The 25,218-nt window shown below is 40.1% G+C and carries 25 protein-coding genes; 6 read left to right on the top strand and 19 right to left on the bottom strand.

Going from position 1 to position 25,218, the window contains the following annotated elements; all coding sequences use genetic code 11:
• Window positions 1-33: 33 nt before the first annotated feature.
• The 13 genes from atpA to FCN25_RS09545 all read right to left on the bottom strand — a co-directional run bounded on the left by atpA (window position 34) and on the right by FCN25_RS09545 (window position 11,989).
• Window positions 34-1,575: a F0F1 ATP synthase subunit alpha gene (atpA, locus tag FCN25_RS09605; protein ID WP_137224140.1), complete on the bottom strand. Its 1,542-nt coding sequence runs from the start codon at window positions 1,573-1,575 to the stop codon at window positions 34-36.
• A gap of 14 nt (window positions 1,576-1,589) precedes the next feature.
• On the bottom strand, window positions 1,590-2,123 hold the full coding sequence (gene atpH, locus FCN25_RS09600; protein ID WP_137224138.1) for a F0F1 ATP synthase subunit delta: 534 nt from the start codon (window positions 2,121-2,123) through the stop codon (window positions 1,590-1,592).
• 16 nt (window positions 2,124-2,139) lie between these two features.
• The gene (gene atpF / locus FCN25_RS09595; protein WP_137224136.1) at window positions 2,140-2,610 is read right to left on the bottom strand and encodes a F0F1 ATP synthase subunit B; all 471 of its coding nucleotides are present in this window, start codon (window positions 2,608-2,610) and stop codon (window positions 2,140-2,142) included.
• A 37-nt stretch (window positions 2,611-2,647) separates the two neighbouring features.
• Window positions 2,648-2,899, bottom strand: coding sequence for a F0F1 ATP synthase subunit C (atpE, locus tag FCN25_RS09590; RefSeq protein ID WP_011639455.1), 252 nt, complete (start codon window positions 2,897-2,899; stop codon window positions 2,648-2,650).
• 64 nt (window positions 2,900-2,963) lie between these two features.
• Complete coding sequence (gene atpB / locus FCN25_RS09585) at window positions 2,964-3,758, bottom strand: F0F1 ATP synthase subunit A (protein ID WP_137224134.1); 795 nt, start codon at window positions 3,756-3,758, stop codon at window positions 2,964-2,966.
• Window positions 3,759-3,770: 12 nt separating this feature from the next.
• Complete coding sequence (locus FCN25_RS09580) at window positions 3,771-4,154, bottom strand: ATP synthase subunit I (RefSeq protein ID WP_137224132.1); 384 nt, start codon at window positions 4,152-4,154, stop codon at window positions 3,771-3,773.
• Between the two features lie 225 nt (window positions 4,155-4,379).
• Window positions 4,380-5,261, bottom strand: coding sequence for a ParB/RepB/Spo0J family partition protein (locus tag FCN25_RS09575; protein WP_137224130.1), 882 nt, complete (start codon window positions 5,259-5,261; stop codon window positions 4,380-4,382).
• 9 nt (window positions 5,262-5,270) lie between these two features.
• Window positions 5,271-6,059, bottom strand: a complete 789-nt coding sequence (locus tag FCN25_RS09570; RefSeq protein ID WP_137224128.1) for a ParA family protein — start codon at window positions 6,057-6,059, stop codon at window positions 5,271-5,273.
• 63 nt (window positions 6,060-6,122) lie between these two features.
• Complete coding sequence (gene rsmG / locus FCN25_RS09565) at window positions 6,123-6,743, bottom strand: 16S rRNA (guanine(527)-N(7))-methyltransferase RsmG (protein WP_137224126.1); 621 nt, start codon at window positions 6,741-6,743, stop codon at window positions 6,123-6,125.
• Between the two features lie 112 nt (window positions 6,744-6,855).
• On the bottom strand, window positions 6,856-8,745 hold the full coding sequence (gene mnmG, locus FCN25_RS09560; RefSeq protein WP_137224124.1) for a tRNA uridine-5-carboxymethylaminomethyl(34) synthesis enzyme MnmG: 1,890 nt from the start codon (window positions 8,743-8,745) through the stop codon (window positions 6,856-6,858).
• Window positions 8,746-9,216: 471 nt separating this feature from the next.
• Complete coding sequence (mioC, locus tag FCN25_RS09555) at window positions 9,217-9,657, bottom strand: FMN-binding protein MioC (RefSeq protein WP_137224122.1); 441 nt, start codon at window positions 9,655-9,657, stop codon at window positions 9,217-9,219.
• Window positions 9,658-9,939: 282 nt separating this feature from the next.
• Window positions 9,940-10,785, bottom strand: a complete 846-nt coding sequence (gene fghA / locus FCN25_RS09550; protein WP_137224119.1) for an S-formylglutathione hydrolase — start codon at window positions 10,783-10,785, stop codon at window positions 9,940-9,942.
• Between the two features lie 73 nt (window positions 10,786-10,858).
• Window positions 10,859-11,989: an S-(hydroxymethyl)glutathione dehydrogenase/class III alcohol dehydrogenase gene (locus FCN25_RS09545; protein ID WP_137224118.1), complete on the bottom strand. Its 1,131-nt coding sequence runs from the start codon at window positions 11,987-11,989 to the stop codon at window positions 10,859-10,861.
• A 141-nt stretch (window positions 11,990-12,130) separates the two neighbouring features.
• Here FCN25_RS09545 and FCN25_RS09540 point away from each other — a divergent pair, with 141 nt between their 5' ends.
• Window positions 12,131-12,997 carry a LysR substrate-binding domain-containing protein gene (locus FCN25_RS09540; RefSeq protein ID WP_137224116.1) on the top strand — a complete coding sequence of 289 codons (867 nt, stop codon included), beginning with the start codon at window positions 12,131-12,133 and terminating at the stop codon, window positions 12,995-12,997.
• Here FCN25_RS09540 and FCN25_RS09535 read toward each other — a convergent pair whose 3' ends face one another.
• From FCN25_RS09535 to rpmH, 6 genes are all read right to left on the bottom strand, one after another.
• On the bottom strand, window positions 12,998-13,612 hold the full coding sequence (locus tag FCN25_RS09535; RefSeq protein WP_137224114.1) for a PolC-type DNA polymerase III: 615 nt from the start codon (window positions 13,610-13,612) through the stop codon (window positions 12,998-13,000).
• A 10-nt stretch (window positions 13,613-13,622) separates the two neighbouring features.
• Entirely contained in the window at window positions 13,623-14,984 is a 1,362-nt protein-coding gene (gene mnmE, locus FCN25_RS09530; protein ID WP_137224112.1) for a tRNA uridine-5-carboxymethylaminomethyl(34) synthesis GTPase MnmE, read from the bottom strand.
• 81 nt (window positions 14,985-15,065) lie between these two features.
• On the bottom strand, window positions 15,066-16,694 hold the full coding sequence (yidC, locus tag FCN25_RS09525) for a membrane protein insertase YidC (RefSeq protein WP_137224110.1): 1,629 nt from the start codon (window positions 16,692-16,694) through the stop codon (window positions 15,066-15,068).
• A gap of 3 nt (window positions 16,695-16,697) precedes the next feature.
• Entirely contained in the window at window positions 16,698-16,952 is a 255-nt protein-coding gene (yidD, locus tag FCN25_RS09520; protein WP_137224108.1) for a membrane protein insertion efficiency factor YidD, read from the bottom strand.
• Complete coding sequence (gene rnpA, locus FCN25_RS09515) at window positions 16,919-17,275, bottom strand: ribonuclease P protein component (RefSeq protein WP_137224106.1); 357 nt, start codon at window positions 17,273-17,275, stop codon at window positions 16,919-16,921. Before rnpA ends, yidD begins: the two co-directional genes overlap by 34 nt.
• A 12-nt stretch (window positions 17,276-17,287) precedes the next feature.
• Window positions 17,288-17,425, bottom strand: a complete 138-nt coding sequence (rpmH, locus tag FCN25_RS09510) for a 50S ribosomal protein L34 (protein ID WP_006083827.1) — start codon at window positions 17,423-17,425, stop codon at window positions 17,288-17,290.
• A gap of 444 nt (window positions 17,426-17,869) precedes the next feature.
• On the opposite strand from rpmH, the gene dnaA reads away from it, so the two are divergent.
• From dnaA to FCN25_RS09485, 5 genes are all read left to right on the top strand, one after another.
• Window positions 17,870-19,255 carry a chromosomal replication initiator protein DnaA gene (dnaA, locus tag FCN25_RS09505; protein WP_137224104.1) on the top strand — a complete coding sequence of 462 codons (1,386 nt, stop codon included), beginning with the start codon at window positions 17,870-17,872 and terminating at the stop codon, window positions 19,253-19,255.
• Between the two features lie 19 nt (window positions 19,256-19,274).
• A complete protein-coding gene (dnaN, locus tag FCN25_RS09500; RefSeq protein ID WP_137224102.1) occupies window positions 19,275-20,375 on the top strand; it encodes a DNA polymerase III subunit beta in 1,101 nt (366 codons plus the stop codon).
• A 91-nt stretch (window positions 20,376-20,466) separates the two neighbouring features.
• Entirely contained in the window at window positions 20,467-21,549 is a 1,083-nt protein-coding gene (gene recF, locus FCN25_RS09495) for a DNA replication/repair protein RecF (protein ID WP_137224100.1), read from the top strand.
• A gap of 15 nt (window positions 21,550-21,564) precedes the next feature.
• Window positions 21,565-23,982, top strand: a complete 2,418-nt coding sequence (gene gyrB / locus FCN25_RS09490; RefSeq protein ID WP_137224098.1) for a DNA topoisomerase (ATP-hydrolyzing) subunit B — start codon at window positions 21,565-21,567, stop codon at window positions 23,980-23,982.
• 116 nt (window positions 23,983-24,098) lie between these two features.
• Entirely contained in the window at window positions 24,099-25,145 is a 1,047-nt protein-coding gene (locus tag FCN25_RS09485) for an HDOD domain-containing protein (RefSeq protein ID WP_137224096.1), read from the top strand.
• The last annotated feature ends 73 nt before the right edge of the window (window positions 25,146-25,218 follow it).

Genomic DNA, 25,218 nt, shown 5'->3' with positions numbered 1-25,218 from the left:
CCAGAGGTGCCTAATGACACCCCGTGTTCATTATTACCAGGTTTGGGTTTCAATGAACTTGTCCATGCCCGCCTTTAACTCACCTTCAATATCAGCGTTATAATCGCCGCTAGCATTGATGGTGTTTATTAGGTCAGCATGTTGACTGTTCATGTATGAAAGCAGAGCGGCCTCAAAGCGACCGACTTCATTTAAAGCAACACCTTTAAGGTAGCCTTTTTCAGCTGCGAAAATAGACACAGCCTGGGCAGCAACGCTCATAGGAGCATATTGCTTTTGCTTCATTAATTCGGTTACACGCTCACCATGCTCAAGTTGAGCACGTGTTTCATCATCTAAATCAGATGCGAACTGTGAGAAAGCAGCAAGCTCTCGATACTGTGCAAGTGCAGTACGAATACCGCCAGACAGTTTCTTGATAATCTTTGTCTGCGCAGCACCACCAACACGAGAAACAGAAATACCTGGGTTAACAGCTGGACGTAAGCCCGAGTTAAACAAGTCTGTCTCAAGGAAGATCTGACCATCTGTAATAGAAATTACGTTGGTCGGTACGAACGCTGATACATCACCAGCTTGGGTTTCAATAATAGGTAAAGCCGTTAACGAACCGGTTTGACCTGTTACTGCACCTTTAGTGAATTTTTCTACATAATTTACGTTTACGCGTGAAGCACGCTCTAATAAACGAGAATGTAGATAGAATACGTCACCTGGGTATGCTTCACGTCCTGGTGGACGCTTCAATAGTAATGAAATTTGACGGTAAGCAACTGCTTGCTTAGACAAATCATCATATACGATTAAAGAATCTTCACCGCGATCACGGAAGTATTCACCCATAGAACAACCAGAATATGGTGCTAAATATTGCAGTGCTGCAGCTTCAGAAGCTGAGGCAACAACAACAATAGTGTTAGATAATGCACCATGTTCTTCAAGCTTGCGTACTACGTTAGCGATGGTAGAAGCTTTCTGACCAATAGCTACATAGACACACTTAATGCCTGAATCTTTCTGGTTGATAATTGCATCAATGGCCATCGCTGTTTTACCAGTCTGACGGTCACCAATAATCAATTCACGTTGACCACGACCAATAGGGATCATGGCATCAACGGCTTTATAACCAGTTTGAATTGGTTGATCTACTGATTTACGTTCAATAACACCTGGTGCAATCACTTCAACAGGAGAGAAACCATCGTTGTCGATAGGTCCTTTTCCATCAATAGGCTCACCTAGAGTGTTAACAACGCGGCCAAGTAGACCACGACCCACTGGTACTTCAAGAATACGACCAGTGGTTCTTACTTTATCACCTTCAGCTAAATTAGCGTAAGGTCCCATTACTACGGCGCCGACAGAATCACGTTCTAAGTTCAACGCGATTGCAAAACAGCCACCAGGCAGTTCGATCATTTCACCTTGCATTACATCGGCAAGGCCGTTAATGCGAATGATGCCGTCACTTACTGCAACGATTGTACCTTCGTTGCGAGCTTCACTAACGACGTCGAACTGCTCGATCCGCTGCTTAATCAGATCGCTGATTTCAGTGGAATTCAGTTGCATGCTCAAACTCCCAATTACGACTGCAGCTTATCAGACAAACGCGATAATTTACCGCTTACCGAGCCATCAATGACTAGGTCGCCTGATTTAATAATTACACCGCCAATAAGCGATGCATCGATGCTGCAATTCAGCTTAACTTTGCGTGCGAGACGTTTCTCTAGAGAAACACTAATTTGCTGCTGTTGCTCAGAGCTTAACTCAGTAGCAGAAACCACATCGGCTTCAACTTCTTTTGTCCACTCATTACGGTATTCAGCAAAAAGTAGCGATACTGTTGACAGTATCCCTAAACGACCGTTTTCAGCCATTACCTTTATCAGGTTTTGACCTTGCTCATTGACTTGCTCACCACATACTTTTATAAATAGTGAGGCAAGTTCAGTACTCGCTAAAGTACCATTAAGCAGTGGCTTTATTGATTCGTTTTCACTTACCAATGAAGCGAAAGTTAACATTTCTGTCCAACTTTCTACTGCTTTATGCTCAACAGCAAAATCAAAAGCTGCCTTTGCGTAAGGGCGAGCGATGGTGCTTAATTCAGCCATAACTCAACTCCCTTAATCAAATTTCAGCAACAAGTTTATTAACAATGTCACTGTGGGCTTCTGGATCAATCGCACGTTCTAGAATTTTCTCTGCACCAATAATGGCTAAAGAAGCAACTTGCTTGCGCAAATCATCTTTCATACGATTTCGTTCGTTTTCAATTTCTGCCTGACCCTGTGCGACTATTTTAGCTCGCTCAGTTTGTGCTTCAGCTTTTGCTTCTTCAACGATTTGAGCCTTACGCTTATTAGCTTGCTCAATAATTTCGTTGGAAGTAACTTTCGCATCTTTAATATGCTCAGTAGCTTTAATTTGTGCTAACTCTAGATCTTTTGCTGCACGGCCGGCATCTGCCAGACCATCAGCAATTTTCTTCTGGCGTTCTTCGATGGCATTCATCAACGGAGGCCATACAAACTTCATGCAAAACCACACGAAGAGAATAAAGGCAACCGTCTGACCGAATAGGGTAGCGTTGAAATTCACAACAGCCTCCTAGTTAGATTAAAGACAGAAGCATTAATTAAAGCATTGCACCCAATGGGTTAGTAAATAGCATAAATAGCGCAATACCTACACCGATCATAGTTACGGCGTCTAATAGACCCGCTACGATGAACATTTTAACTTGTAACATAGGAGCCATTTCTGGCTGACGAGCAGCACCTTCCAAAAACTTTCCACCTAAAAGGCCGAAACCGATAGCTGTTCCTAATGCACCCATACCAATAAGTAGAGCAACAGCAATAGCCGTCATTCCTAATACAGTTTCCATATCTATCTCCAATATTCTAAATCTTTGTTATTAATGATTTAGGTCAAAAAATTTTCGGTTACCCTTAATGATCTTCATGAGCCATGCTTAAATAAACAATGGTCAACATCATGAAAATAAATGCTTGTAAAGTAATAATTAAAATATGGAATATTAACCAACCTAGTTGTAATCCTACACCTAGAGCAGATAACGCCACATTAGAACCGTACATCAATGCAATAAGGATAAATATCAACTCACCAGCGTACAAGTTACCAAATAGTCGTAGAGCCAATGAAATAGGCTTCGCAACTAGAGTCACTGTTTCTAATAATAAGTTGACGGGTATCATTGCCCAATGGTTAAAAGGTTGAAGTGTTAACTCTTTAACAAAACCTGAAACACCTTTGACTTTAATGCTGTAGTAAATAATCAGCACAAACACACCAAGAGCTAAGCTGAAGGTAATGTTAACGTCGGTAGTTGGAACAACTTTTAGGTATGGTATACCTATGAAACTAGCTGCCCAAGGCAACCAATCTACAGGGAGCATATCCATGAAGTTCATCATGAAAATCCACACAAAAATTGTCAACGCTAAAGGTGCAATAACAGGATTGCGACCGTGAAAAGTTTCTTTCACGCTGCTATCAACGAACTCAACAATGATCTCGACAAAACATTGAAATTTGCCAGGAACACCAGTTGTCGCTTTTTTGCCGGCACTGTAAAACAGCCATAAGAACAACATTCCAAGCCCAACCGAAAAGAACAATGAATCAATGTTCCAAGTCCAAAACCCTTCACCAACAGTTAAATTGGTAAGGTGATGTTGGATATAGCTCTGCTGTGTTAACGCTTCACCAGTTGCAGACATGATTCATCCCACTTAACTTTGCTTGAAATATAAAGGTGCTATCCAATGTACTACTAGCGCTAACGAATAACAGCTAAAAAGTGGCATGAATCCGACTTTTAAATTGATAAACACTAACGAAAACAATGCAATGGTTAATAGCATCTTTACCGCTTCCCCCCAGTAAAAGCTTTTAATCACTTTTGCTGCTGAGCTTGCTCCACTATGTGAAAAAGCTAGGGTTGCGAATACAAAATTAGGAAGTACAGCGATAACTCCACCTGCAAGTGCAGATAGACCATACTGTGCTCCCCACATAACGAAAAAAAATATTGAAATAATACTCGCGACTGCCGCTTGTACCAGCACTAATTTATAGGCTGCTAACCTGCCACGACGCGCTAAAACATTACTCAACTTCATCTCTCCGCATTAATGCCTTTCGCGGTCTTAATGTTAAATTTAATATATTAAACTAGCCTTAAGATTCAAAAAGCCTGCAAAGTATACCTTTTCGCGCTTTGTTTGCAACTTTGATGATAGCAAAACAACGATTATGCACACGATTTAGCGCTAAATAATCAAAAACGAAAATAAGAGCTATGTCACAAACTTACTAATGAAATTGCTTTAATTCATATTTCATCGAATTTTACTCAAAATTCCGTCTAATTCAGCAAGATTCTGGTAATTTATTACAATTTTGCCTTTACCTTTACTGCCATGATTAATCGCAACCTTGGCACCGAGTCTTTCAATTAACTCTTGTTCTAAACGGCTAACATCATGATCTTTAGCTGGTGTTTCGGCCTCTTTAGCCGGATTCAAGGCTTTGTTGACTAATCGTTCAGTTTCTCGAACAGTCATTTCTTTTGAAGCCACTAATCGAGCCAAATTAGTCTGCTCATCACCCTCTAACGCTAATAGTGCACGGGCATGGCCCATGTCGATATCACCATTTTCCAACAAACGTTTAACAGGCTCATTTAGACTATTCAAACGTAATAAATTTGACACACTAACACGTGATTTTCCTACAGCATCAGCCACTTGTTGATGAGTTAACTCAAATTCTTCAAGTAATCGTTGTAATGCTATAGCTTCTTCCATTGCATTTAAATCTTCACGTTGAATATTCTCAATGAGAGCAATGGCAACTGCAGCATCGTCGGCAACTTGCTTAACAATACACGGGACGTTATTAAGTTTAGCTAATTGAGCCGCACGCCAACGACGTTCACCCGCGATGATTTCATAATTAGTTTCAGAAATTTTTCGGATAACAATTGGTTGTATAACACCTTGAGCACGAATAGATTCCGCAAGTTCTTCTAATGCTTCAGGCGACATATCTTTACGGGGTTGATATTTACCTGGCTGTAATAAATCAAGCTCAAGGTAAATTAAGTCGCTTTGTTTTGTTGTTTGTTGTTCTTCTGCTTGAGCATTTTTACGACTAGCGGCATTACTGTGGCTTAATAAGGCATCCAAGCCTTTACCTAAACCGCGTTTTTTTAACGTCATTTTTGTATCCTACGCTTGTTTGGGTTGAGTTAGCTGTTCTGCTCGGCGGATTATTTCACCTGCTAAGGCTAAATAGGCTTTAGCTCCAGCACTTGATTTGTCGTAATACATGGCAGGGGCACCAAAACTAGGTGCTTCAGCTAAACGAACATTTCGCGGTATGACCGTACGATACACTTTTTCACCAAAATGCTGTTTGAGTTGATCCGATACATCATTAGATAAACGATTACGCGGATCGTACATTGTACGCAAAATACCTTCGATGCTTAATGTTGGATTAACCATGGCACTGAGTTTAGTAATAGTGTCAATTAATGCAGTTAAGCCTTCTAATGCATAATATTCGCATTGCATTGGCACAAGTACAGAATCGGCAGCAGACATTGCATTGACAGTTAACATATTGAGCGATGGTGGACAGTCAATAAAAATAAAATCGTAATCATCTTTGATCGGCGCCAATGCGTTACGTAAGCGGATCTCACGGGCATAAAACTCCATCAATTTAATTTCAGCAGCGGTGACATCACCGTTACTTGCGATCAAATCGTATTTACCAATAGTATTTTTAATAACAATATCAGCAAACGGTTTTTCTTCGACCAATAAATCATAAGCTGTGTTGTCTACATCATATTTGTCGACTCCACTACCCATTGTTGCATTGCCTTGAGGATCTAAATCGACCAATAATACTTTACGCTTTGTGGCGGCAAGTGATGCGGCGAGATTAACGCAAGTTGTTGTTTTTCCAACGCCACCTTTCTGATTGGCTACGGCAATGATTTTACCCACAATGTCATCCTATCTGAATAATTATTGATGTCCGGTTAGCTTAATTAGCAAATGAAATATGCTTTATTGCTTAGCAATTTTTAATAAATGTCGCTGTTCATCTAACTTTGGTACATGCAATACAATGGTTTCTACCAACGAAAAACCTGCTGGTATCTCTTGTAATTCTTGTTGATTTAACTGGCCTTTTAACGCATAAAAAGTGCCTTTTTCAGTCGGCAAATGGTGACACCAACTAAGCATATCTTGTATTGATGCAAATGCGCGACTTAACACACCATCAAATTTAATCTCTGGCTCATATGCTTCAACACGACTTTCAACTGAAGTAATGTTTTTAATTTTTAATTCGAACTGAACCTGCTTTTGAAAACGGATCCGTTTCCCTAAACTATCAAGTAGTACAAACTCTTTATCTGGATTCATAATAGCTAATGGGATCCCTGGTAATCCAGGACCTGTACCTACATCGATAAAACGTGGCCCTTCAAGGTAAGGAGAAACAGTCAAACTGTCCATAACATGACGAATTAACATTTGCTCAGGATCGCGAACCGAAGTGAGGTTATAAGCCTTATTCCATTTATCGAGCATTTCAACAAAACCCACTAATTGTTTTTGTTGTAATTCAGTGGCTGACATTTTCATTTCAGCTAAATAGGTTTTTAGTTGGGCAGATAACACAGAAAGCCTCGTAGGTTGCATGATAAAGACGGCAGTTATTATGAAGCCGTAGAAGCACTAAGGGAAGTCTTATGACTTCCCTCGTGTTATTGATTTGAAAAAAGAGCTAAATTTATGCTATTTTTCGCAATAAACCGCGTTTTTTCATATGTACTAACAGGATTGATATCGCAGCTGGAGTAATTCCAGAGATCCGCGATGCTTGTCCTACTGTATCAGGTTTATGGCTATTTAATTTGGCAATCACTTCATTTGATAACCCCGGCACTTCTTGATAATCCAGATCTAATGGTAATAATGAATTTTCATGGCGGATAGCTTTATCAATTTCTTCCTGTTGACGTTGTATATAACCCGAGTATTTAACTTGAATTTGTACTTGTTCAGCAGCTTGATTATCTTCGAGTCCAGGACCAAAACCCTCTAATGACATCAATTTTGCATAGTCCATTTCTGGACGACGTAATAAATCTTCAAATGATGCTTCACGTGAAATAGGAGTATTTAATTCTGGATTAAGTACGCCCAGTAAAGCTGAATTAGGGTGAACCCATTGGCTGCGTAAACGCTGAAGTTCTAATTCAATCGATTCTCTTTTGATAATAAATGATTCCCAGCGATTATCATCAACTAATCCAAGTTCACGGCCTTTTTCTGTTAAGCGTAAATCAGCATTATCTTCACGAAGTAATAAACGGTATTCTGCACGACTAGTAAACATGCGGTACGGTTCTTTTGTACCTAATGTAGATAAATCGTCAACTAAAACACCTAGATAAGCTTCATCACGACGAGGACACCAAGCAGTTTTGCCTTGTACTTGCAATGATGCATTCATCCCTGCAAGTAATCCTTGTGCTCCGGCTTCTTCATAACCTGTTGTTCCGTTAATTTGACCAGCAAAAAACAGTCCTTCAATGGCTTTGGTCTCTAATGAGTTTTTAAGATCGCGTGGATCAAAATAATCGTATTCTATGGCATAGCCAGGACGCATAATTTCAGCGTTTTCCATGCCTTTTATTGAACGAACTAAATTTAACTGTACATCAAATGGCAAACTGGTTGAGATGCCGTTTGGATAAATTTCATTAGTGCTTAGCCCTTCAGGCTCAATAAATATTTGATGCGACGATTTGTCTGCAAAACGGTGGATTTTGTCTTCAATAGATGGGCAATAACGTGGTCCGATCCCTTCTATAACACCTGAATACATAGGGCTTCGATCTAGTCCTCCACGGATAATGTCGTGGGTTTTCTCATTGGTATGAGTGATAAAACAAGAAACTTGTCTTGGATGCTGACTTACATCACCAATAAATGACATTACAGGTAATGGTGTGTCACCTTTTTGCTCGGTCATTTGTGAAAAATCAATGGTATTAGCATCAATACGTGGTGGGGTTCCGGTTTTTAAACGGCCAACACGGATATTTAATTCTCGTAAACGATTTGCTAATGCAATTGCCGGTGGATCACCTGCGCGACCACCACTGTAATTTTGCATACCAATATGGATTTTACCGCTTAAGAAAGTACCCGTTGTTAATACAATTGCTGGTGCTTCGAAAGCCAAACCCATTTGTGTTACTACACCAACAACTTTATTATTTTCAACAACTAGGTCATCAACAGCTTGTTGGAAAATACGTAAATTAGGTTGATTTTGTAAAATATGCTGGATTTTTTGACGATATAACGCTCTGTCTGCCTGGGCTCGTGTAGCACGAACTGCTGGGCCTTTACTGGAATTTAACGTTCTAAATTGAATACCTGCAAAGTCAGTGGCTGTTGCCATTGCGCCACCTAAGGCATCAATTTCTTTTACCAAATGCCCTTTGCCAATTCCTCCAATAGCAGGATTACAAGACATTTGCCCAAGTGTGTCGATGTTATGGGTCAACAATAATGTTTTTGAGCCCATTCTTGCAGCTGCAAGTGCTGCTTCAGTTCCGGCATGACCACCACCAACAACAATTACATCAAACCGTTCATGAAAATGCATTATCTGACCTTTGATAGCTAAGAAAGTTAAATTCGAATTTAATCTTTTTTCGATTGGATCATTTTAGCACTTGCTTGTCTGAACGTGAACGATCATTTTTCACTGATTGATCAAGATGCGGTTTGCTTAATAGATCTTAAGATCTTTATATAGATCTTTTTATTATGTTTATTATTAGGATCGGACTTTTCTGTTGATAACTTTAATTTTGTTTTAAAATCATATGGTAAAGTTAAAACTAACCTGTGATCTGATCGCGATCAAACTCAAGATAACATGGGGATAGATCGGGTAGTTATCCACAAGGGTGATCATTGAGCAGATCGGACTGTGAATAGTACAGAGTTATGATCGCTAAAAATAATAGCTTATCCACAAAGTTATACTAAGAAGTAACATATTGTGGATAAGTATGATCTAATCTGTGGGTTGATCATGATTTATGCAGAAAATGATCTGACCTATATATGCTTAGATAAGATGTTGCCATTGCAATAACCACGCTAGAGCAGGTTCTTCAGGTATTGGATCTCGTTGGACGTCTATTTGGATCTTATCCACAATAGGCTTAGATCCATATTGTAAAAGTAGTGAGGTTATTTTTTCTGGTCCTTGGCAGAAAGTATCGTAACTAGAGTCACCAATTGCACATAAAGCGAACTTTATATGGTTAAGATCGGGCATTTCGATCATTAATTGCTTATGAAACGGTACTATATTGTCGGGCAGATCGCCTGCTCCATGAGTAGAACAGACAAGAATCCACACTGAAAAATCTGCTAATTCATCTATATTGGGATCAATAAAGACCTCTGTTTGATGGTTTAACTCAGCAAGTTTAGCCGCCATTTCATCGGCAACATATTCTGAACCGCCTAATGTTGTGCCTACTAATAATGCTACTTTTGCCATCTTGACTCCAAATTATCTGTGTATTTCATTATTGCATACCTATTTTTATCGCTGTGGGGCGATGCATTTGGCTATTTTACTCGTTCAATTGCGATTAATGTTGGCTTATTTGTGTTTATAAAGGGGGATAACGGTGTAAATAAGTGTGATTTAGGCGTTTTAAGTGCTTTTATTTAGGCTTTGTTCATCGGTTAACATGAGTTTTTAATGTTTTTAGCATAAAAAAACGAGCCTTATAAGGCTCGTTGATATGGGGTTAATACTGCAGTATTATTTGAATAGCTAACTTAATGACAAATACTTTGCATGAAAACGCAAATGGTCTTCAATAAATGTCGCGATAAAATAATAGCTGTGGTCATAACCAGGCTGCATTCTTAGCTCAAGCGGATAACCTTTGTCTTTTGCTATTTTAACTAAGTCTTGTGGCTTTAATTGCTCATTCAAAAAATTGTCATTACTGCCTTGGTCCACCAGCGCGGGCACAAATTGTTGGCTATTGGCCATTAACTCGCAGCTATCGTATTGTTTCCATTGTTGCTGGTCATCACCTAAGTAACCGCGGAATGCTTTGATGCCCCATGGACAGTCCATTGGGTGACAAATAGGACTAAATGCTGACAAACTGTTATATTTGTGCGGATTTTTTAATCCGATAGTTAACGCGCCATGTCCACCCATTGAATGACCGCTAATACTGCGTTGATCTGTTACTGGGAAATGGGCTTCAATTAATGCTGGCAATTCGTTTACCACGTAATCATACATTTGGTAATGCTGACTAAATGGTGGTTTAGTGGCATTTAGATAAAAGCCTGCACCTAAACCAAAGTCATAAGTGCCGTCAGCATCATCTGCGACATTTTCACCTCGTGGGCTGGTATCGGGTGCGACAATAGCCATGCCTAGCTCTGCTGCTATTCGCTGTGCACCTGCTTTTTGCATAAAGTTTTCATCAGTACAGGTAAGCCCTGACAACCAATATAAAACCGGTACTTTTTGGCTTTCGGCTTGTGGTGGTAAGTAAATAGCAAATCGCATGGTGCAATTAAGTGCACTTGATTGATGACTATATTGTTTATGCCAACCACCAAATGCTTTGGTACTGCTGATACTTTCAATGGTCATGATGTGTCCTTATTTGTCAGAACGCAGTTAAGTGGTTTTACACTTAACTGCGCCTGTCATGATTAATTAAACGTTACTTGGCAAAGTGGATCACGCTGCGAATACTTTCACCGTTGTGCATTAAATCAAATGCATCGTTAATACCTTCAAGCCCCATAGTGTGAGTTATAAAGTGGTCAAGTTTAAATTCGCCAGCTAAGTATTGCTCAACAATACCCGGTAATTCACTACGTCCTTTAACGCCACCAAATGCACTTCCACGCCATACGCGACCAGTGACTAACTGGAATGGACGGGTTGATATTTCTTGGCCTGCACCTGCTACACCAATAATGACTGACTCGCCCCAACCTTTATGACAGCACTCTAATGCACTGCGCATTACATTGACATTACCAATACATTCAAATGAGAAATCGACACCACCGTCGGTCATTTCTACAATCACTTCTTGAATAGGCTTATCAAAGTTTTTAGGGTTAATGCAGTCGGTTGCACCTAATTTTTTGGCAAGTTCAAATTTAGATTCATTAAGATCAATACCAATAATCCGGCTCGCGCCAGCCATGGTGGCGCCAATAATTGCCGATAAACCAATACCCCCTAAACCAAAAATAGCGACAGTATCACCTTTTTGAACTTTAGCTGTTTTCAGTACTGCGCCCATACCTGTTGTTACGCCACAGCCTAATAAACACACTTCTTCTAATGGCGCATCTTTACTGACTTTGGCTAATGATATTTCCGGTAATACGGTGTACTCAGAAAATGTTGAACAGCCCATGTAGTGAAAAATGGGCTCACCATCTTTAAAGAAACGCGTGGTGCCGTCTGGCATTAAACCTTTGCCTTGAGTTTCACGTACTGCGCTGCAAAGGTTAGTTTTACCAGAAGTACAGAACTTACATACCCCACATTCTGCTGTGTATAACGGAATAACATGATCGCCTACTTGTACGCTGGTAACCCCTTCACCGACCATATGAACTATGCCGCCACCTTCATGACCAAGAATTGCTGGGAATACTCCTTCAGGATCATCACCAGAAAGCGTAAATGCATCGGTATGACAAACCCCAGATGCCACAATACGTACCATGACTTCACCCGCTTTTGGGTACATTACATCGACTTCTTCTACCGATAATGGCTGGCCAGGTCCCCAAGCAATAGCGGCTTTTGATTTAATAAATTGTGCTGACATAAATGATTTCCTTAACATTAACGACCATGGTCAACATGGTTAAGAGGTATTACTACAGTGTAGTGTATTTAGTTATTGTATTTGTTTATCATAGAATGATAATCAGCTTATTTCGCAAATGACTTTTACGAGAATGTAATAATGATGAAATGGGAAGGCATTTTCGAATTTGTGGCAGTGGCTGAAACTGACAGTTTTACTGTGGCTGGTAAACGTTTGAGCATTTCAACAGCTCAAGTAAGTCGACAAATCAGTCAGCTTGAAAACCGTTTAAACACCAAATTATTTTATCGCACCACCCGTAAAGTATCGTTAACCGAAGAAGGTTCGGTTTATTATCGGCATTGTCGCCAAGTATTAAACAGTCTTGATGAAGCAGAACGAGCCATTTCAAGTTTAAAAGATAAGCCACAAGGACTTATTAGAATTACTGCGCCAGTGACTTACGGTGAAAAGTTTATCATGCCGATAGTGATTGATTTTATGCAGCAGTATCCTGACATTGAAGTAATTTGTGAGCTGACTAATCAGCAACTTGACTTAGTTGATGGTGGTTATGATTTGGCTATTAGGTTAGGGCGGTTAACTAATTCAACTATGATGGCAAAGCGGCTTACTAGTCGAAGCCAATATGTGTGCGCAGCCCCGAGTTATATAGCTAAATACGGTACGCCTTATGCGTTATCGGAGTTAAGTCAGCATAATTGTTTAATCGGCAGTCAGTCTCATTGGCATTTTGTTGAGCAAGGTAAACCTAAGACGGTAAAAGTGCATGGATCTTTAGCTTGTAGCAGTGGCTTGAGTTTATTGAATGCAGCTACATGTGGTTTGGGGATTGTGCAGTTACCAGGATATTACGTCAATGATGCTATAGCAGAGGGGCAGTTAGTAGTATTGCTGGCATCTTTTCAACAACCTAAAGAAGGTATTTGGGCTTTGTATCCGCATAATCGCCATTTATCACCCAAAGTCAGATTGCTGGTCGATAAGTTATCGCAAGAGTTGTAACTAGCTCATCGTTCGCAAATAACGTGCAATTTGAGCTTTTGGAAGGCTGGATATTTTATTGATTAGTTCAATGGTAATAGCTTGCTTGGGCAGTTGCTGCTGTAATACATCAATTTGATGTAACCATAAATGGCTGGTCATGGTGGCATCAGCCAAGGCTCGGTGAAACACACCATCGTTAGGTAACTGGTGATGATCTACAAGCGTGCCAAGCTTATGGTTGGGGGCTTCTTGGCTAATACGTCGAGACAATAATAACGAGCAAGCAAACTGACCATTGTAATGCAGTTTGCTATGACTAAATTCAGCATCGAGAAACTTTTTATCAAAGCTGGCATTGTGTGCCACCAAATTAAAACCATCAATAAACTTGGAAAACTGCCCCATAACTTGTTTGGATACTAGGGCATGTTTGAGCATGTCATTGCTAATACCTGTGTATTGCTCAATAAAGCTATTGACTCGCTGACCAGGATTAATCAATTCCTGAAAAGTATCGACTATTTGACCATTAACTAACTTAACCGCACCAATTTCTATGGCTCGGTCACCGTTATCTGGTGATAATCCTGTGGTTTCAAAATCGAGCACCACAACTTGGTTAGCGAGTTTCATCAATTTACACCTATTTGCCAATACAGAATGAGCCAAAAATCTTGCCCAATAGATCATCTGAAGTAAATTTACCGGTGATTTCAGATAAGGCCATTTGTGTCATGCGCAGTTCTTCTGCTAGTAACTCTCCAGCTAAATACACTTCAAGCTGTTCTTTGCCCAACTGTAAGTGATTAGCGGCTAAGTCGAGAGCTTCTAAATGGCGACGACGGGCAATAAAGCCACCCTCTAAGTTACTTTGATAACCCATTAATGATTTAAGGTGATGCTTTAACTCATCAACACCTAAACCTGTTTTAGCTGATATCCGGTAAACACAACTGCCTTGTTCTTCGGTTTTATCTAAGGTTTCACCCGTTAAATCTGCTTTATTTCGTACTACGGTTACCCCTAGTTTTGCCGGTAAACGGTCGATAAAGTCGGGCCAAATTTCGTGAGGATTCACAGCTTCGGTTGTGGTGCCATCGACCATAAACAAGACTCTATCGGCACTGGCTATTTCTGCCCATGCGCGTTCGATACCTATTTGTTCAACAGTGTCGAGTGTATCTCGTAACCCAGCCGTATCGATAATGTGCAGTGGCATACCGTCTAAGTGGATATGTTCGCGAAGTACATCGCGAGTCGTTCCTGCAATTTCAGTCACAATGGCTGACTCTTTACCGGCTAATGCATTAAGTAAGCTTGATTTACCGGCATTAGGGCGCCCAGCAATCACAACTTTCATTCCTTCGCGGATGATTGAACCTTGCTTGGCGCTAGCTTGTACAGTGTCTAGTTTACTGATGATTTTATATAACGCGTTGGCAATTTTACCGTCGGATAGAAAGTCGACTTCCTCATCGGGAAAATCAATCGCGGCTTCTACATATAAGCGTAGATTGGTGACTTGGTCGACAAGCTCATGAACTTCTTTTGAGAATTCACCTTGTAGTGATTGCAACGCACTTTTTGCTGCTTGTTCACTGGTGGCATCAATTAAGTCTGCAATGGCTTCTGCTTGAGTTAAGTCGAGTTTATCGTTCATAAAGGCTTGTTCGCTGAACTCACCAGGCCTAGCAATACGAATACCGTCTATTTCCATTACTCGCTTAATTAGCATATCAAGTACTATTTGGCCGCCATGGCCTTGGAGTTCTAAGACATCTTCGCCAGTAAATGAATTTGGTCCTTTAAAAAATAGCGCAATACCTTGATCAATCACCTGACCGTCTGCATTGTTAAAGTCACAATATTCTGCGTAACGAGTTTTAGGCACATGGCCAATAATCGCTTTTGCTACATTAGTGGCTAAATCACCAGAAATACGAATGATACCTACGCCACCTCGTCCTGGGGCGGTGGCTTGTGCCACAATAGTGTCTGTTGTCACGGTATTACCTATAAAATTGATAAAGGAAAAGGCGGCTAATCAGCCGCCTTTTTAATCAGTTATACCACATTGAGCTTAGGCTTATTTTATGCCATTTTTCTCAAGGCCTGCATAAATAATTTTCTGCTGTGTGATTGCAACTAAGTTACCCACTAACCAGTAAAGTACTAGACCTGCTGGGAACCATAAGAAGAATACGGTAAAGATAACTGGCATCCACTGCATCATTTTCACTTGCATTGGATCCATTGTTGGCGCTATCGGTTGCATTTTCTGCATCAAGAACATTGATAAGCCCATTAACAATGGTAATACATAGTATGGATCTTGAACCGATAAATCAGTAATCCAAAGCATGAATGGCGCATGGCGTAATTCATAGCTTTCTAGTAGTACCCAGTATAATGCGATGAAAATTGGCATCTGTAACAGAATAGGTAAGCAACCGCCCATAGGGTTTACTTTTTCTTTTTTATACAACTCCATCATAGCCTGACCCATCTTTTGACGGTCATCACCAAAACGTTCTTTCATCTCTGCCAATTTAGGCTGGAGATTACGCATTTTGGCCATAGAGGTATATTGCTTCTTCGTAAGCGGATATAGACCACCACGGACGGTGAGTGTTATCAAAATAATAGCCACACCCCAGTTACCCACAAATGATTGATAGAACATCAATAACCAATGGATTGGAATAGCTAACCACCATAAGAAACCGTAATCAACAACCAAGTTTAAGGTTTCAGAAATAGCTGAAAGTGCTTTTTGATTTTTTGGGCCGACATAAAACTGTGAGCTAATTTCTTTTGCTGTACCTGGTGCAATATCATATACCGCGCCACGGAAACCAATATTAGCTAATCCACCAGCACTCATACTTGAGAAAATGGTGTTTGAATCTGTTGCTGGTGGAACCCAAGCAGACACAAAGTAATGTTGTAGCATCGCAGCCCAACCACCCAGTGTGACTTTATTGAGATTCTTTTCAGCCATATCGTCAAAGTTATATTTCTCATAACGAGTATCTTGAGATGAGAATGCTGCACCACGATAGGTTGGCATCATCATGCTGCTTTCTGATTCTTTAACCGATTGCTTGATTTGGCCATACATTTGCACTTGTAAAGGTGCTGCAGAGGTATTGTTGATACTGTAATCAACTTTTACATCGTATTGACCCCGTGTAAAAGTAAAGTTTTTTATGTAGGTAACACCGTTGTTTGCAGTATAAGTTAATGGCACTGTTAGTGTGTCTTTACCATCAGCTAACGAATATGAATTAGCTTGAACACTATAAGTTGCACGACCATTAGCACTACTATCTATACCATCTCGACCAATGAGTCCACTTTGAGCTATATATGTAAAATCGTTGTGTTGCTCTAAAATGACAAATGGATCATTACTGTTTATTTCGCGTTTATGAGCCACTAATGCTGCATAAACAATGTCACCACCAATCGGGTTGATTTTAATATCAAGCTGATCAGTTTTAACGCTAATAAGGTTTTTAGTTGCAGGTAATTCTACTGGTACTCCAGTTATATCTGCTTCAGGAACGTCAGCACTGTGTTGCGATGCCGCGTTAGTTTGACTAACAGTTTGAGTCGCTGCTGGTTGTGGTGCTTTATCTGTTTGCCATTGCTGCCACATTAAAAAGCTGACAAACAGTAAACCGATTAGCAATATATTGCGTTGAGATTCCATAGCCTATTTATTACACCTGTCATTTTTAGGGGGGACGGGATCACTACCGCCGGGATGTAAAGGGTGACATTTTAATATGCGTTTCATAGCAAGCCAACTACCTTTCACTGTTCCATGAGTTTTTATTGCTTCTATAGCGTAATAAGAACAAGTTGGATTGAACCGACACCGCGGTCCCAATAAAGGGCTGATAATAATTTGGTAACCACGAATAACCGTAGTTGCTAGCCATTGTAACGGCGATTGAGTTTGCGCCATAGCTTTTCTATTAATTTGTGTAGTTCTGCATTTTCCATTTCCATCACGCCATTTCTGACTAATACAACGATATCGATATCTGGGATGTCGTGTTGATGTAAACGAAAACTATCTCTTATCACACGCTTAATACGATTACGTTGGTTTGCACGTTTAACAAAACGTTTGGCCACAGTTAATCCTAAACGAGGATGTTGCTCTGAATTTGGAATTGCGAGCAGAGTTATTTCAGCAGAGGATGCTTTGATTGGATTGGAGAATACAGATTTAAATTGCGCGGGAGTTAACAAACGTAACTCCCGCGAAAAGGTATAGCTAGTCACCTAGTTATCTACTTACGCAGATAAACGAGCGCGACCTTTCGCACGACGACGTGCAAGCACCTTACGGCCGCCTACAGTAGCCATACGAGCGCGGAAGCCGTGAGAACGCTTGCGCTTCAGGTTGCTAGGTTGAAAAGTACGTTTACTCATGATGGCAATCCGTCTTTGTTAGTGAATTTACCTTAGCTCCAAAATTAGAGGTAAGGGCAAAAAAGAGGCCGAATTGTAATCACTTTAAATGCTACCGTCAATAACGAAAGTACTTATATGATAAATTTCTGCCAAACTTTATTTTGAGCTACTATCGATTAAGCACCAGAAGATGTGGATAAGTCTGTGTACAGACACTATATCTTGTGGATCTTTACTCGTATTAATAGATCAAAGAATCGCTATTATAGATCAAGTTGGATCGGTTAATAAAGCTGGATCTGCTTGAATTTTACAAATAATGGATCGAATTTGATCTTTGATGATCACTGATCTATACACAGAATGATCCCGTTGGGGATAATTATTCTTTTAAGGATAGCGATCATTGTGATCTCACTATAGAATACACCTCCTTTGATTAAAGATATTGGGGATAAATAAGTGGCGGTTTCACTTTGGCAACAATGTATCGGCAGACTGCAAGACGAGTTATCAGCGCAGCAGTTCAGTATGTGGATCCGTCCGTTACAGGCTGAAATGGATGGTGATACATTGGTTTTGTATGCGCCAAATCGTTTTGTGCTCGATTGGGTACGCGATAAATACATCAATATCATTAATCAATTTTTTACTGAACAAATGGGCAGTAATGCACCTATGTTACGTTTTGATATTGGTAGCCGTCCTTCTGCACGTCCTGTTGCACCCGCTCCAGTAGCAGCTAAGCCTGTTAATCGTCAAACAAAAGCCCAAGTAGGAACGACATCTTTTAATACTCAGGCCGAACCCATTATTAATGCCAATCACCGTAGCAATATTAATCCTACATACCAATTCGATAACTTTGTTGAAGGTAAATCGAACCAATTAGGTAAAGCGGCGGCGTTACAAGTATCTGAAAACCCAGGTGGTGCTTATAATCCATTATTTTTATATGGTGGCACCGGTTTAGGTAAAACACATTTATTACATGCAGTTGGTAATGGGATTATTAAAAATAATCCCAATGCTAAAGTGGTGTACATGCATTCTGAACGATTTGTTCAGGACATGGTGAAAGCGTTACAAAATAATGCCATTGAAGAATTTAAGCGTTATTACCGTAGCGTAGATGCATTATTTATTGATGATATTCAATTTTTTGCCAATAAAGATCGTTCACAAGAAGAGTTTTTCCATACCTTTAATGCATTACTTGAAGGCAATCATCAAATTATTTTAACTTCTGACCGTTATCCAAAAGAGATCGACGGGGTAGAAGATCGCTTGAAATCGCGTTTTGGTTGGGGTTTAACGGTTGCTATTGAGCCACCAGAGTTAGAAACCCGCGTGGCGATTTTAATGCGTAAGGCACAAGAAAGTGGCATTAATTTACCTGATGAAGTGGCATTCTTTATTGCCAAGCGTTTACGTTCAAACGTACGTGAATTAGAAGGTGCACTAAACCGTGTGATTGCCAATGCCAACTTTACTGGCCGTCCGATCACTATCGATTTTGTGCGTGAAGCATTAAGAGATCTCTTGGCACTGCAAGAAAAATTAGTCACTATAGATAATATTCAGAAAACGGTTGCTGAATACTACAAAATAAAAATGGCAGATATGCTGTCTAAGCGTCGCTCTCGTAGTGTCGCTAGACCTAGACAAGTGGCAATGGCGCTATCTAAAGAACTTACAAACCAAAGCTTACCGGAAATTGGTGATGCTTTTGGTGGTCGAGACCACACGACAGTCTTACATGCATGCCGTAAAATCGCGCAATTACGCGAAGAAAGTCATGACATTAAAGAAGATTATGCTAACTTGATTAGAACTTTGTCTTCGTAATTCAGGGAATGTAGACACGATGAAATTTTCAATTGATAGGGATGCCCTATTAAAGCCATTGCAGCTAGTGTGCGGCGCAGTAGAGCGCAGACACAATTTACCTATTTTAGCCAACTTGCTCGTTGAAGTTAGTGAGTCCTCACTTAAGCTTACAGGTACTGATTTAGAAGTTGAGTTGGTCGGCCAAGCGGCAATTCATGGAGATATTGTTGTTGGTCGTACGACTGTTCCGGCTAAAAAACTATTGGATATTGTTAAATCATTACCAGAGCAAAGTGAATTAAAAGTCGAACAACAAGACAATAAATGGTTATTGCGTTCAGGTCGCAGCCGTTTTTCATTGGCAACATTACCCGCCGAAGATTACCCTAACGTTGAAGAGTTTCAAGCAGATATTGAATTTAACTTAAAGCAAGGTGTGTTGAAATCGATTATTGATTCTACTCAGTTTTCAATGGCTAACCAAGATGTTCGCTATTATCTCAACGGTTTGTTATTTGAAACAGAAGGTAATGTATTACGTGCAATTGCCACCGACGGTCACCGTTTAGCATTAAGCCATCGTACTATTGATATTTCATTACCTGAAAAACAAGTCATTGTGCCTCGTAAAGGTGTTGTTGAAATGGCGCGCTTGCTCGACAGTGATGAGCAAGACATTACTATTGCCATTGGTGATAATGCCATTCGAGCCATAACTAGTTCAGCCGTGTTTACCAGTAAACTTGTTGATGGTCGTTTCCCTGATTACCGACGTGTATTACCTAAGGGTGGCAATAAAGTCGTTATAGCCAGTCGTAACCAGCTAAAACAGGCATTGACTCGTGCTTCTATTCTGTCGAATGAAAAATTCCGTGGAGTACGTATTCAGCTCGAGCCTGGTTTATTGAAAATAACTGCCAATAATCCCGAGCAAGAAGAAGCAGAAGAGATTATTGATGTTGATTATAACTCTGAAGCTTTAGAAATTGGTTTTAACGTTAGTTATCTTCTTGATGTGCTAAATAACTTAGCCAGCGATGAAGTGCGTATTACCTTAATTGATGGTAATTCTAGTGCTTTGATAGAGAACCACAAAGAAGAAGATTCTATGTATGTAGTGATGCCAATGCGTCTGTAACGGTTTATCTGCTTATTGTTTATTAAGGTGCTGTAAGGCACCTTATTTGTCTGTATAGGATTATTAACTGCATTTATCACAATAGGTTTTCATGAGTTTATCGCGTATTACCATTGGTTCATTCCGCAATATTACCTCTGCGTCATTGCAGCCTTGCGATGGCTTAAACTTGATTTACGGCCAAAATGGCAGTGGCAAAACCAGTATCCTCGAAGCTATTTACTTTTTGGGTATGGGGCGCTCATTTCGAAGCCACTTATCACAGCGTGTCATTAACCATGATGACGATAAACTTACTTTATTCGCACATTCAATTACAGCAGATACAGACTGTAAAATTGGCTTACGTCGCCATCGAAGTGGTGAGATAGAAGTTAAAATTGATGGTGAAAAAGTGAAGCGCCTATCAACGTTAGCCGAAACTTTACCTATCCAAGTTATTACTCCAGAAAGTTTTTCTTTATTGTTCGAGGGGCCTAAAGCTCGACGTCAATTTATCGATTGGGGGGCATTTCATTCTGAGCCACATTTTTATCAAGCTTGGGTCAATACTAGAAAGGTTTTAAAGCAACGCAATCAATTACTTAGAAATCAAGCTCCCTATAGCCAAATACAATTTTGGGATAAGGAGTTGGTACGGTATGCTGAACAGGTTACCGAGATACGAAATCAATATGTAGACTCGTTAAATGTGCTACTTAAGGGTATAATCGGAGTGTTTTTACCTCAGATTGATATTAAGGTCTCTTTTACTCGAGGATGGGACAGTAAAACGGATTATTCCCAATTACTTGAAAACCAATACTCAAGAGATTTAGCCACTGGAAATACGGGCAGTGGCCCCCATAAAGCAGACTTACGTTTGCGTGTGGGCACTTTACCAGCGCAAGATGCGTTGTCCCGTGGACAATTAAAATTATTAGTCTGTGCACTGCGTATTGCACAGGGAAAGTTGCTCAAACAACAGCTAGATAAAAATAGTATTTATCTGGTTGACGATTTACCGTCAGAGTTGGATGCACAGCATAGGCAGCTATTGCTAAAGCAGTTAACCGAAACCGGTGCACAAATTTTTGTCACTGCTATCGATCCGCTAGCAATAGTCGATTCGTTATCTAGCCCTCCAAGCAAGATGTTTCATGTGGAACAAGGGCAAGTAACGGTTATTGAATAACAATGAGAGATAAATATGTCAGAGAATAGTTACGATTCTTCGAGTATCAAGGTATTAAAAGGCCTTGATGCAGTCCGTAAGAGACCTGGTATGTACATTGGTGATACTGATGATGGCACAGGTCTTCATCACATGGTATTCGAAGTGGTTGATAACTCTATCGATGAAGCTTTAGCCGGCCATTGTAGTGAAATCACCATTACCATTCATTCCGATGGTTCTGTCTCAGTAAAAGATGATGGTCGTGGTATTCCTGTTTCGATACATGAAGAAGAAGGGATCTCCGCTGCAGAAGTTATTATGACGATACTTCATGCTGGTGGTAAGTTCGATGATAACTCTTATAAAGTCTCCGGTGGCCTTCATGGTGTGGGTGTATCGGTAGTTAATGCTTTATCGAAAAAACTGCAGTTAACTATTCGTCGTGCCGGTAAAATATACGAGCAGTTTTATACTCACGGTATACCAGATGCACCCATTAAAGAAATTGGTGATTCGGTTAAAACAGGTACCGAACTTCGTTTTTGGCCAAGCACAGATACGTTTACTGACGTTGAATTCCATTTTGAAATTTTGGCCAAACGCGTACGTGAACTATCATTCCTGAACTCAGGAGTGGGCATTCGCTTGGTTGACGAGATTGAAAATAAAGATGAATTCTTTAAGTACGAAGGTGGTATTAGTGCCTTTGTTGATTACTTAAACCGTAACAAAACTCCAATTAATAAAGACGTATTTCATTTTTCTCAAGAAAGAGATGACGGCATTACCGTAGAAGTGGCAATGCAATGGAATGACGGTTACCAAGAAAATATTTTTTGTTTTACCAATAATATTCCACAACGCGATGGTGGTACTCACTTAGCCGGTTTCCGTGGTGCTCTAACGCGTAACTTGAATAACTACATGGAACGTGAAGGATTTAACAAAAAAGGTAAAACTAATGCTACTGGCGATGATGCGCGAGAAGGCTTAACGGCAGTTATTTCGGTAAAAGTTCCTGATCCTAAGTTCAGTTCACAAACTAAAGATAAACTAGTATCTAGTGAAGTGAAAAGTGCAGTTGAACAAACAATGGGTGAGCAGTTAAACGATTACCTATTAGAAAACCCAGCAGATGCTAAATTAATTGTTGGTAAAATTGTTGATGCATCCCGTGCGCGTGAAGCTGCACGTAAAGCGCGTGAAATGACTCGTCGTAAAGGCGCATTAGATTTAGGTGGTTTACCAGGAAAACTTGCTGATTGCCAAGAAAAAGATCCTGGCCTTTCTGAAATATACATAGTGGAAGGGGACTCTGCTGGTGGATCAGCTAAGCAGGGACGTAACCGTAAAAACCAAGCGATTCTTCCGCTAAAAGGTAAGATTTTAAACGTAGAAAAAGCGCGTTTTGACAAGATGTTATCTTCACAAGAAGTGGCAACGCTGATTACTGCATTAGGTTGTGGTATTGGTCGCGATGAATACAATCCAGATAAAACTCGTTATCACAACATCATCATCATGACCGATGCTGATGTCGATGGATCGCACATTCGTACCTTGCTATTGACCTTCTTCTTCCGTCAAATGCCTGAGCTTATTGAGCGTGGTTATATCTATATTGCTCAGCCTCCTCTTTTCAAAGTGAAGAAAGGTAAACAAGAGCAGTATTTGAAAGATGAACCTGCATTGACTGAGTATTTAACCACTCAAGCACTCGATGGTACCAATGTTTATCCAAGCCCTGGTGCTCTAGGTATGTCTGGTGAACCTTTAGAGCGTTTAGTGGCGCAGTACCGTGAAGTTGAACGTATTATTACGCGCTTAGAAAAACGTTTCCCTGCTAACTTACTCGACCGCATGCTATATCACCCAGAAGTGACAGCAGAGATGTTGAGTGATGAAGCACAAATGCTCACATGGTGTAATACTTTTATTGCTGATTTAGTTGAGCGTGAAAGCAGTGGTATTATTTTTACTGCCAATGTCATGCTTGATCCTGAGCGTAAAGTTTACACTCCTAGCGTGACGATCCGTAAGCATGGTATTGATACTAACTATTTATTTGGTTATGACTTTTTCAATTCAGCTGATTACCACCGTATTGCCAAGTTAGGTGCGGCATTGCACGGTATGATTGAAGAAGGTGGTTATGTACAACGTGGCGAACGTGTTAAAGAAGTTGAAAGCTTCTTAGAAGCACTAGATTGGACGATTAGCGAAGCTAAACGTGGTTTGTATATTCAACGTTATAAAGGATTGGGTGAAATGAACCCCGAGCAATTGTGGGAAACTACAATGGATCCAGAATCACGTCGTATGTTACGAGTTACTATTGATGATGCGGTTGCTGCAGATCAATTATTCACCTGCTTAATGGGCGATCAAGTTGAACCACGTCGTGAGTTTATTGAAACCAATGCTCTGAATGTCGCAAACTTAGATGTATAAGACATTTTAGATAAATAATGGGCGCCTCAGGGCGCCCATTTTTGTTTTTATTGCTATGGTTATAAAGAAAGTATCAATTAATTTGATTGGTACAAGATCTCATAAGGCTTTCAATCGTGGTGACAGATTTCTTTAAAAGGTTATTTAATATTCGTGACCGCAATGAACAAGCCAAATTTACAGGTGTCACCGCAGTAGAAAAACGTCAACAAGCTAAGCAACAAGCACCAGTCATTGAGGTAACAGAAAAGCAAGCTGTTGAATCACAGTTAGATTTATCGGCTTTATTTTATAGTTTATTATTTGCAACGCCATCCACAACGACTACAGGTATTGCTAATAACCTTGAACGTAACGTAATGCAAAATATTGAACAGGCATTAAGTTCACCACAAGCAATTGCGGAAAATGTTTTAAAGCTACCGAGTAAAATACTCGAGCTCGATAAAAAACTTAGCGATGACGGGATTAAAACCCAAGAGCTAATTCAACTTATTGAACAAGATCCTTTGTTGTGTGTGGACGTGCTCAAGCTGTGTAATTCCCCCGCGTTTAAACGATCTGATAGTGATGTTAATAGTATTAAGCAAGCATTAGTTCAAGTTGGCAGGCAACAACTAAGACAATTTATTACAGTGTGTTTAGCGCGAGAGTTAATTGATATAAAACCGATTTATTTCAGGCGTTTTGGCGCTGAAATTTGGCGTCATTCAATGCAGGTCGCTTTTTTGGCCAGTGAGTTATCGAGTCCAGATCAACGAGATAGCTCATTTCTTTTGGGATTACTGCATGATGTAGGGAAAATTGCGATTTTTAAAATGCTGGTGGACTCTTTTTATCAAGCTGAACCTGGAGAGCAACCTAACTCAATGCTTTTTAAGCAGGTAATGACCACTAAGTCGTTAACCTTAAGTGCGCTTCTTGCTCGTCATTGGCAATTACCTCGACACTTTGAAACACCGCTAACGTTACTTGCTAATACTAATATTAAACCTGACGATGATATGGCATTGCTGATTTGGAAAGCCAATATTATTAGTGAATGTTCGATGTTGCTGCAAGCGGATAAATTACCTAAACCAGCTTTAGCCCTTTTATTAGCTCAAGTAGAGTTTAGCGAAGAACAGTTTATCGAATTGCATCAACAACTCATCAATTTCTAGATATTATTCTGTTATTAATTTTTGTAGTTTTTTTAATAATAAAAAAGCGCCTAAAAGGCGCTTTTTTTGCTTT

This window comes from Shewanella sp. MEBiC00475 (assembly GCF_005234075.1).
In the GTDB taxonomy this organism is placed as follows: domain Bacteria; phylum Pseudomonadota; class Gammaproteobacteria; order Enterobacterales; family Shewanellaceae; genus Shewanella; species Shewanella polaris.
Note: the sequence above shows the minus strand (reverse complement) of the source record. Positions and strands in the feature narration are given on the sequence as shown.

Coding starts and splice junctions, on each gene's coding strand:
- atpA (WP_137224140.1), bottom strand. CDS start 1,575: ATGCAACTGAATTCCACTGAAATCAGCGATCTGATTAAGCAGCGGATC.
- atpH (WP_137224138.1), bottom strand. CDS start 2,123: ATGGCTGAATTAAGCACCATCGCTCGCCCTTACGCAAAGGCAGCTTTT.
- atpE (WP_011639455.1), bottom strand. CDS start 2,899: ATGGAAACTGTATTAGGAATGACGGCTATTGCTGTTGCTCTACTTATT.
- atpB (WP_137224134.1), bottom strand. CDS start 3,758: ATGTCTGCAACTGGTGAAGCGTTAACACAGCAGAGCTATATCCAACAT.
- FCN25_RS09575 (WP_137224130.1), bottom strand. CDS start 5,261: ATGACGTTAAAAAAACGCGGTTTAGGTAAAGGCTTGGATGCCTTATTA.
- mnmG (WP_137224124.1), bottom strand. CDS start 8,745: ATGCATTTTCATGAACGGTTTGATGTAATTGTTGTTGGTGGTGGTCAT.
- mioC (WP_137224122.1), bottom strand. CDS start 9,657: ATGGCAAAAGTAGCATTATTAGTAGGCACAACATTAGGCGGTTCAGAA.
- fghA (WP_137224119.1), bottom strand. CDS start 10,785: ATGACCATTGAAAGTATCAGCAGTACCAAAGCATTTGGTGGTTGGCAT.
- FCN25_RS09545 (WP_137224118.1), bottom strand. CDS start 11,989: ATGTCAGCACAATTTATTAAATCAAAAGCCGCTATTGCTTGGGGACCT.
- FCN25_RS09540 (WP_137224116.1), top strand. CDS start 12,131: ATGATGAAATGGGAAGGCATTTTCGAATTTGTGGCAGTGGCTGAAACT.
- FCN25_RS09535 (WP_137224114.1), bottom strand. CDS start 13,612: ATGAAACTCGCTAACCAAGTTGTGGTGCTCGATTTTGAAACCACAGGA.
- yidC (WP_137224110.1), bottom strand. CDS start 16,694: ATGGAATCTCAACGCAATATATTGCTAATCGGTTTACTGTTTGTCAGC.
- yidD (WP_137224108.1), bottom strand. CDS start 16,952: ATGGCGCAAACTCAATCGCCGTTACAATGGCTAGCAACTACGGTTATT.
- rpmH (WP_006083827.1), bottom strand. CDS start 17,425: ATGAGTAAACGTACTTTTCAACCTAGCAACCTGAAGCGCAAGCGTTCT.
- dnaN (WP_137224102.1), top strand. CDS start 19,275: ATGAAATTTTCAATTGATAGGGATGCCCTATTAAAGCCATTGCAGCTA.
- recF (WP_137224100.1), top strand. CDS start 20,467: ATGAGTTTATCGCGTATTACCATTGGTTCATTCCGCAATATTACCTCT.
- gyrB (WP_137224098.1), top strand. CDS start 21,565: ATGTCAGAGAATAGTTACGATTCTTCGAGTATCAAGGTATTAAAAGGC.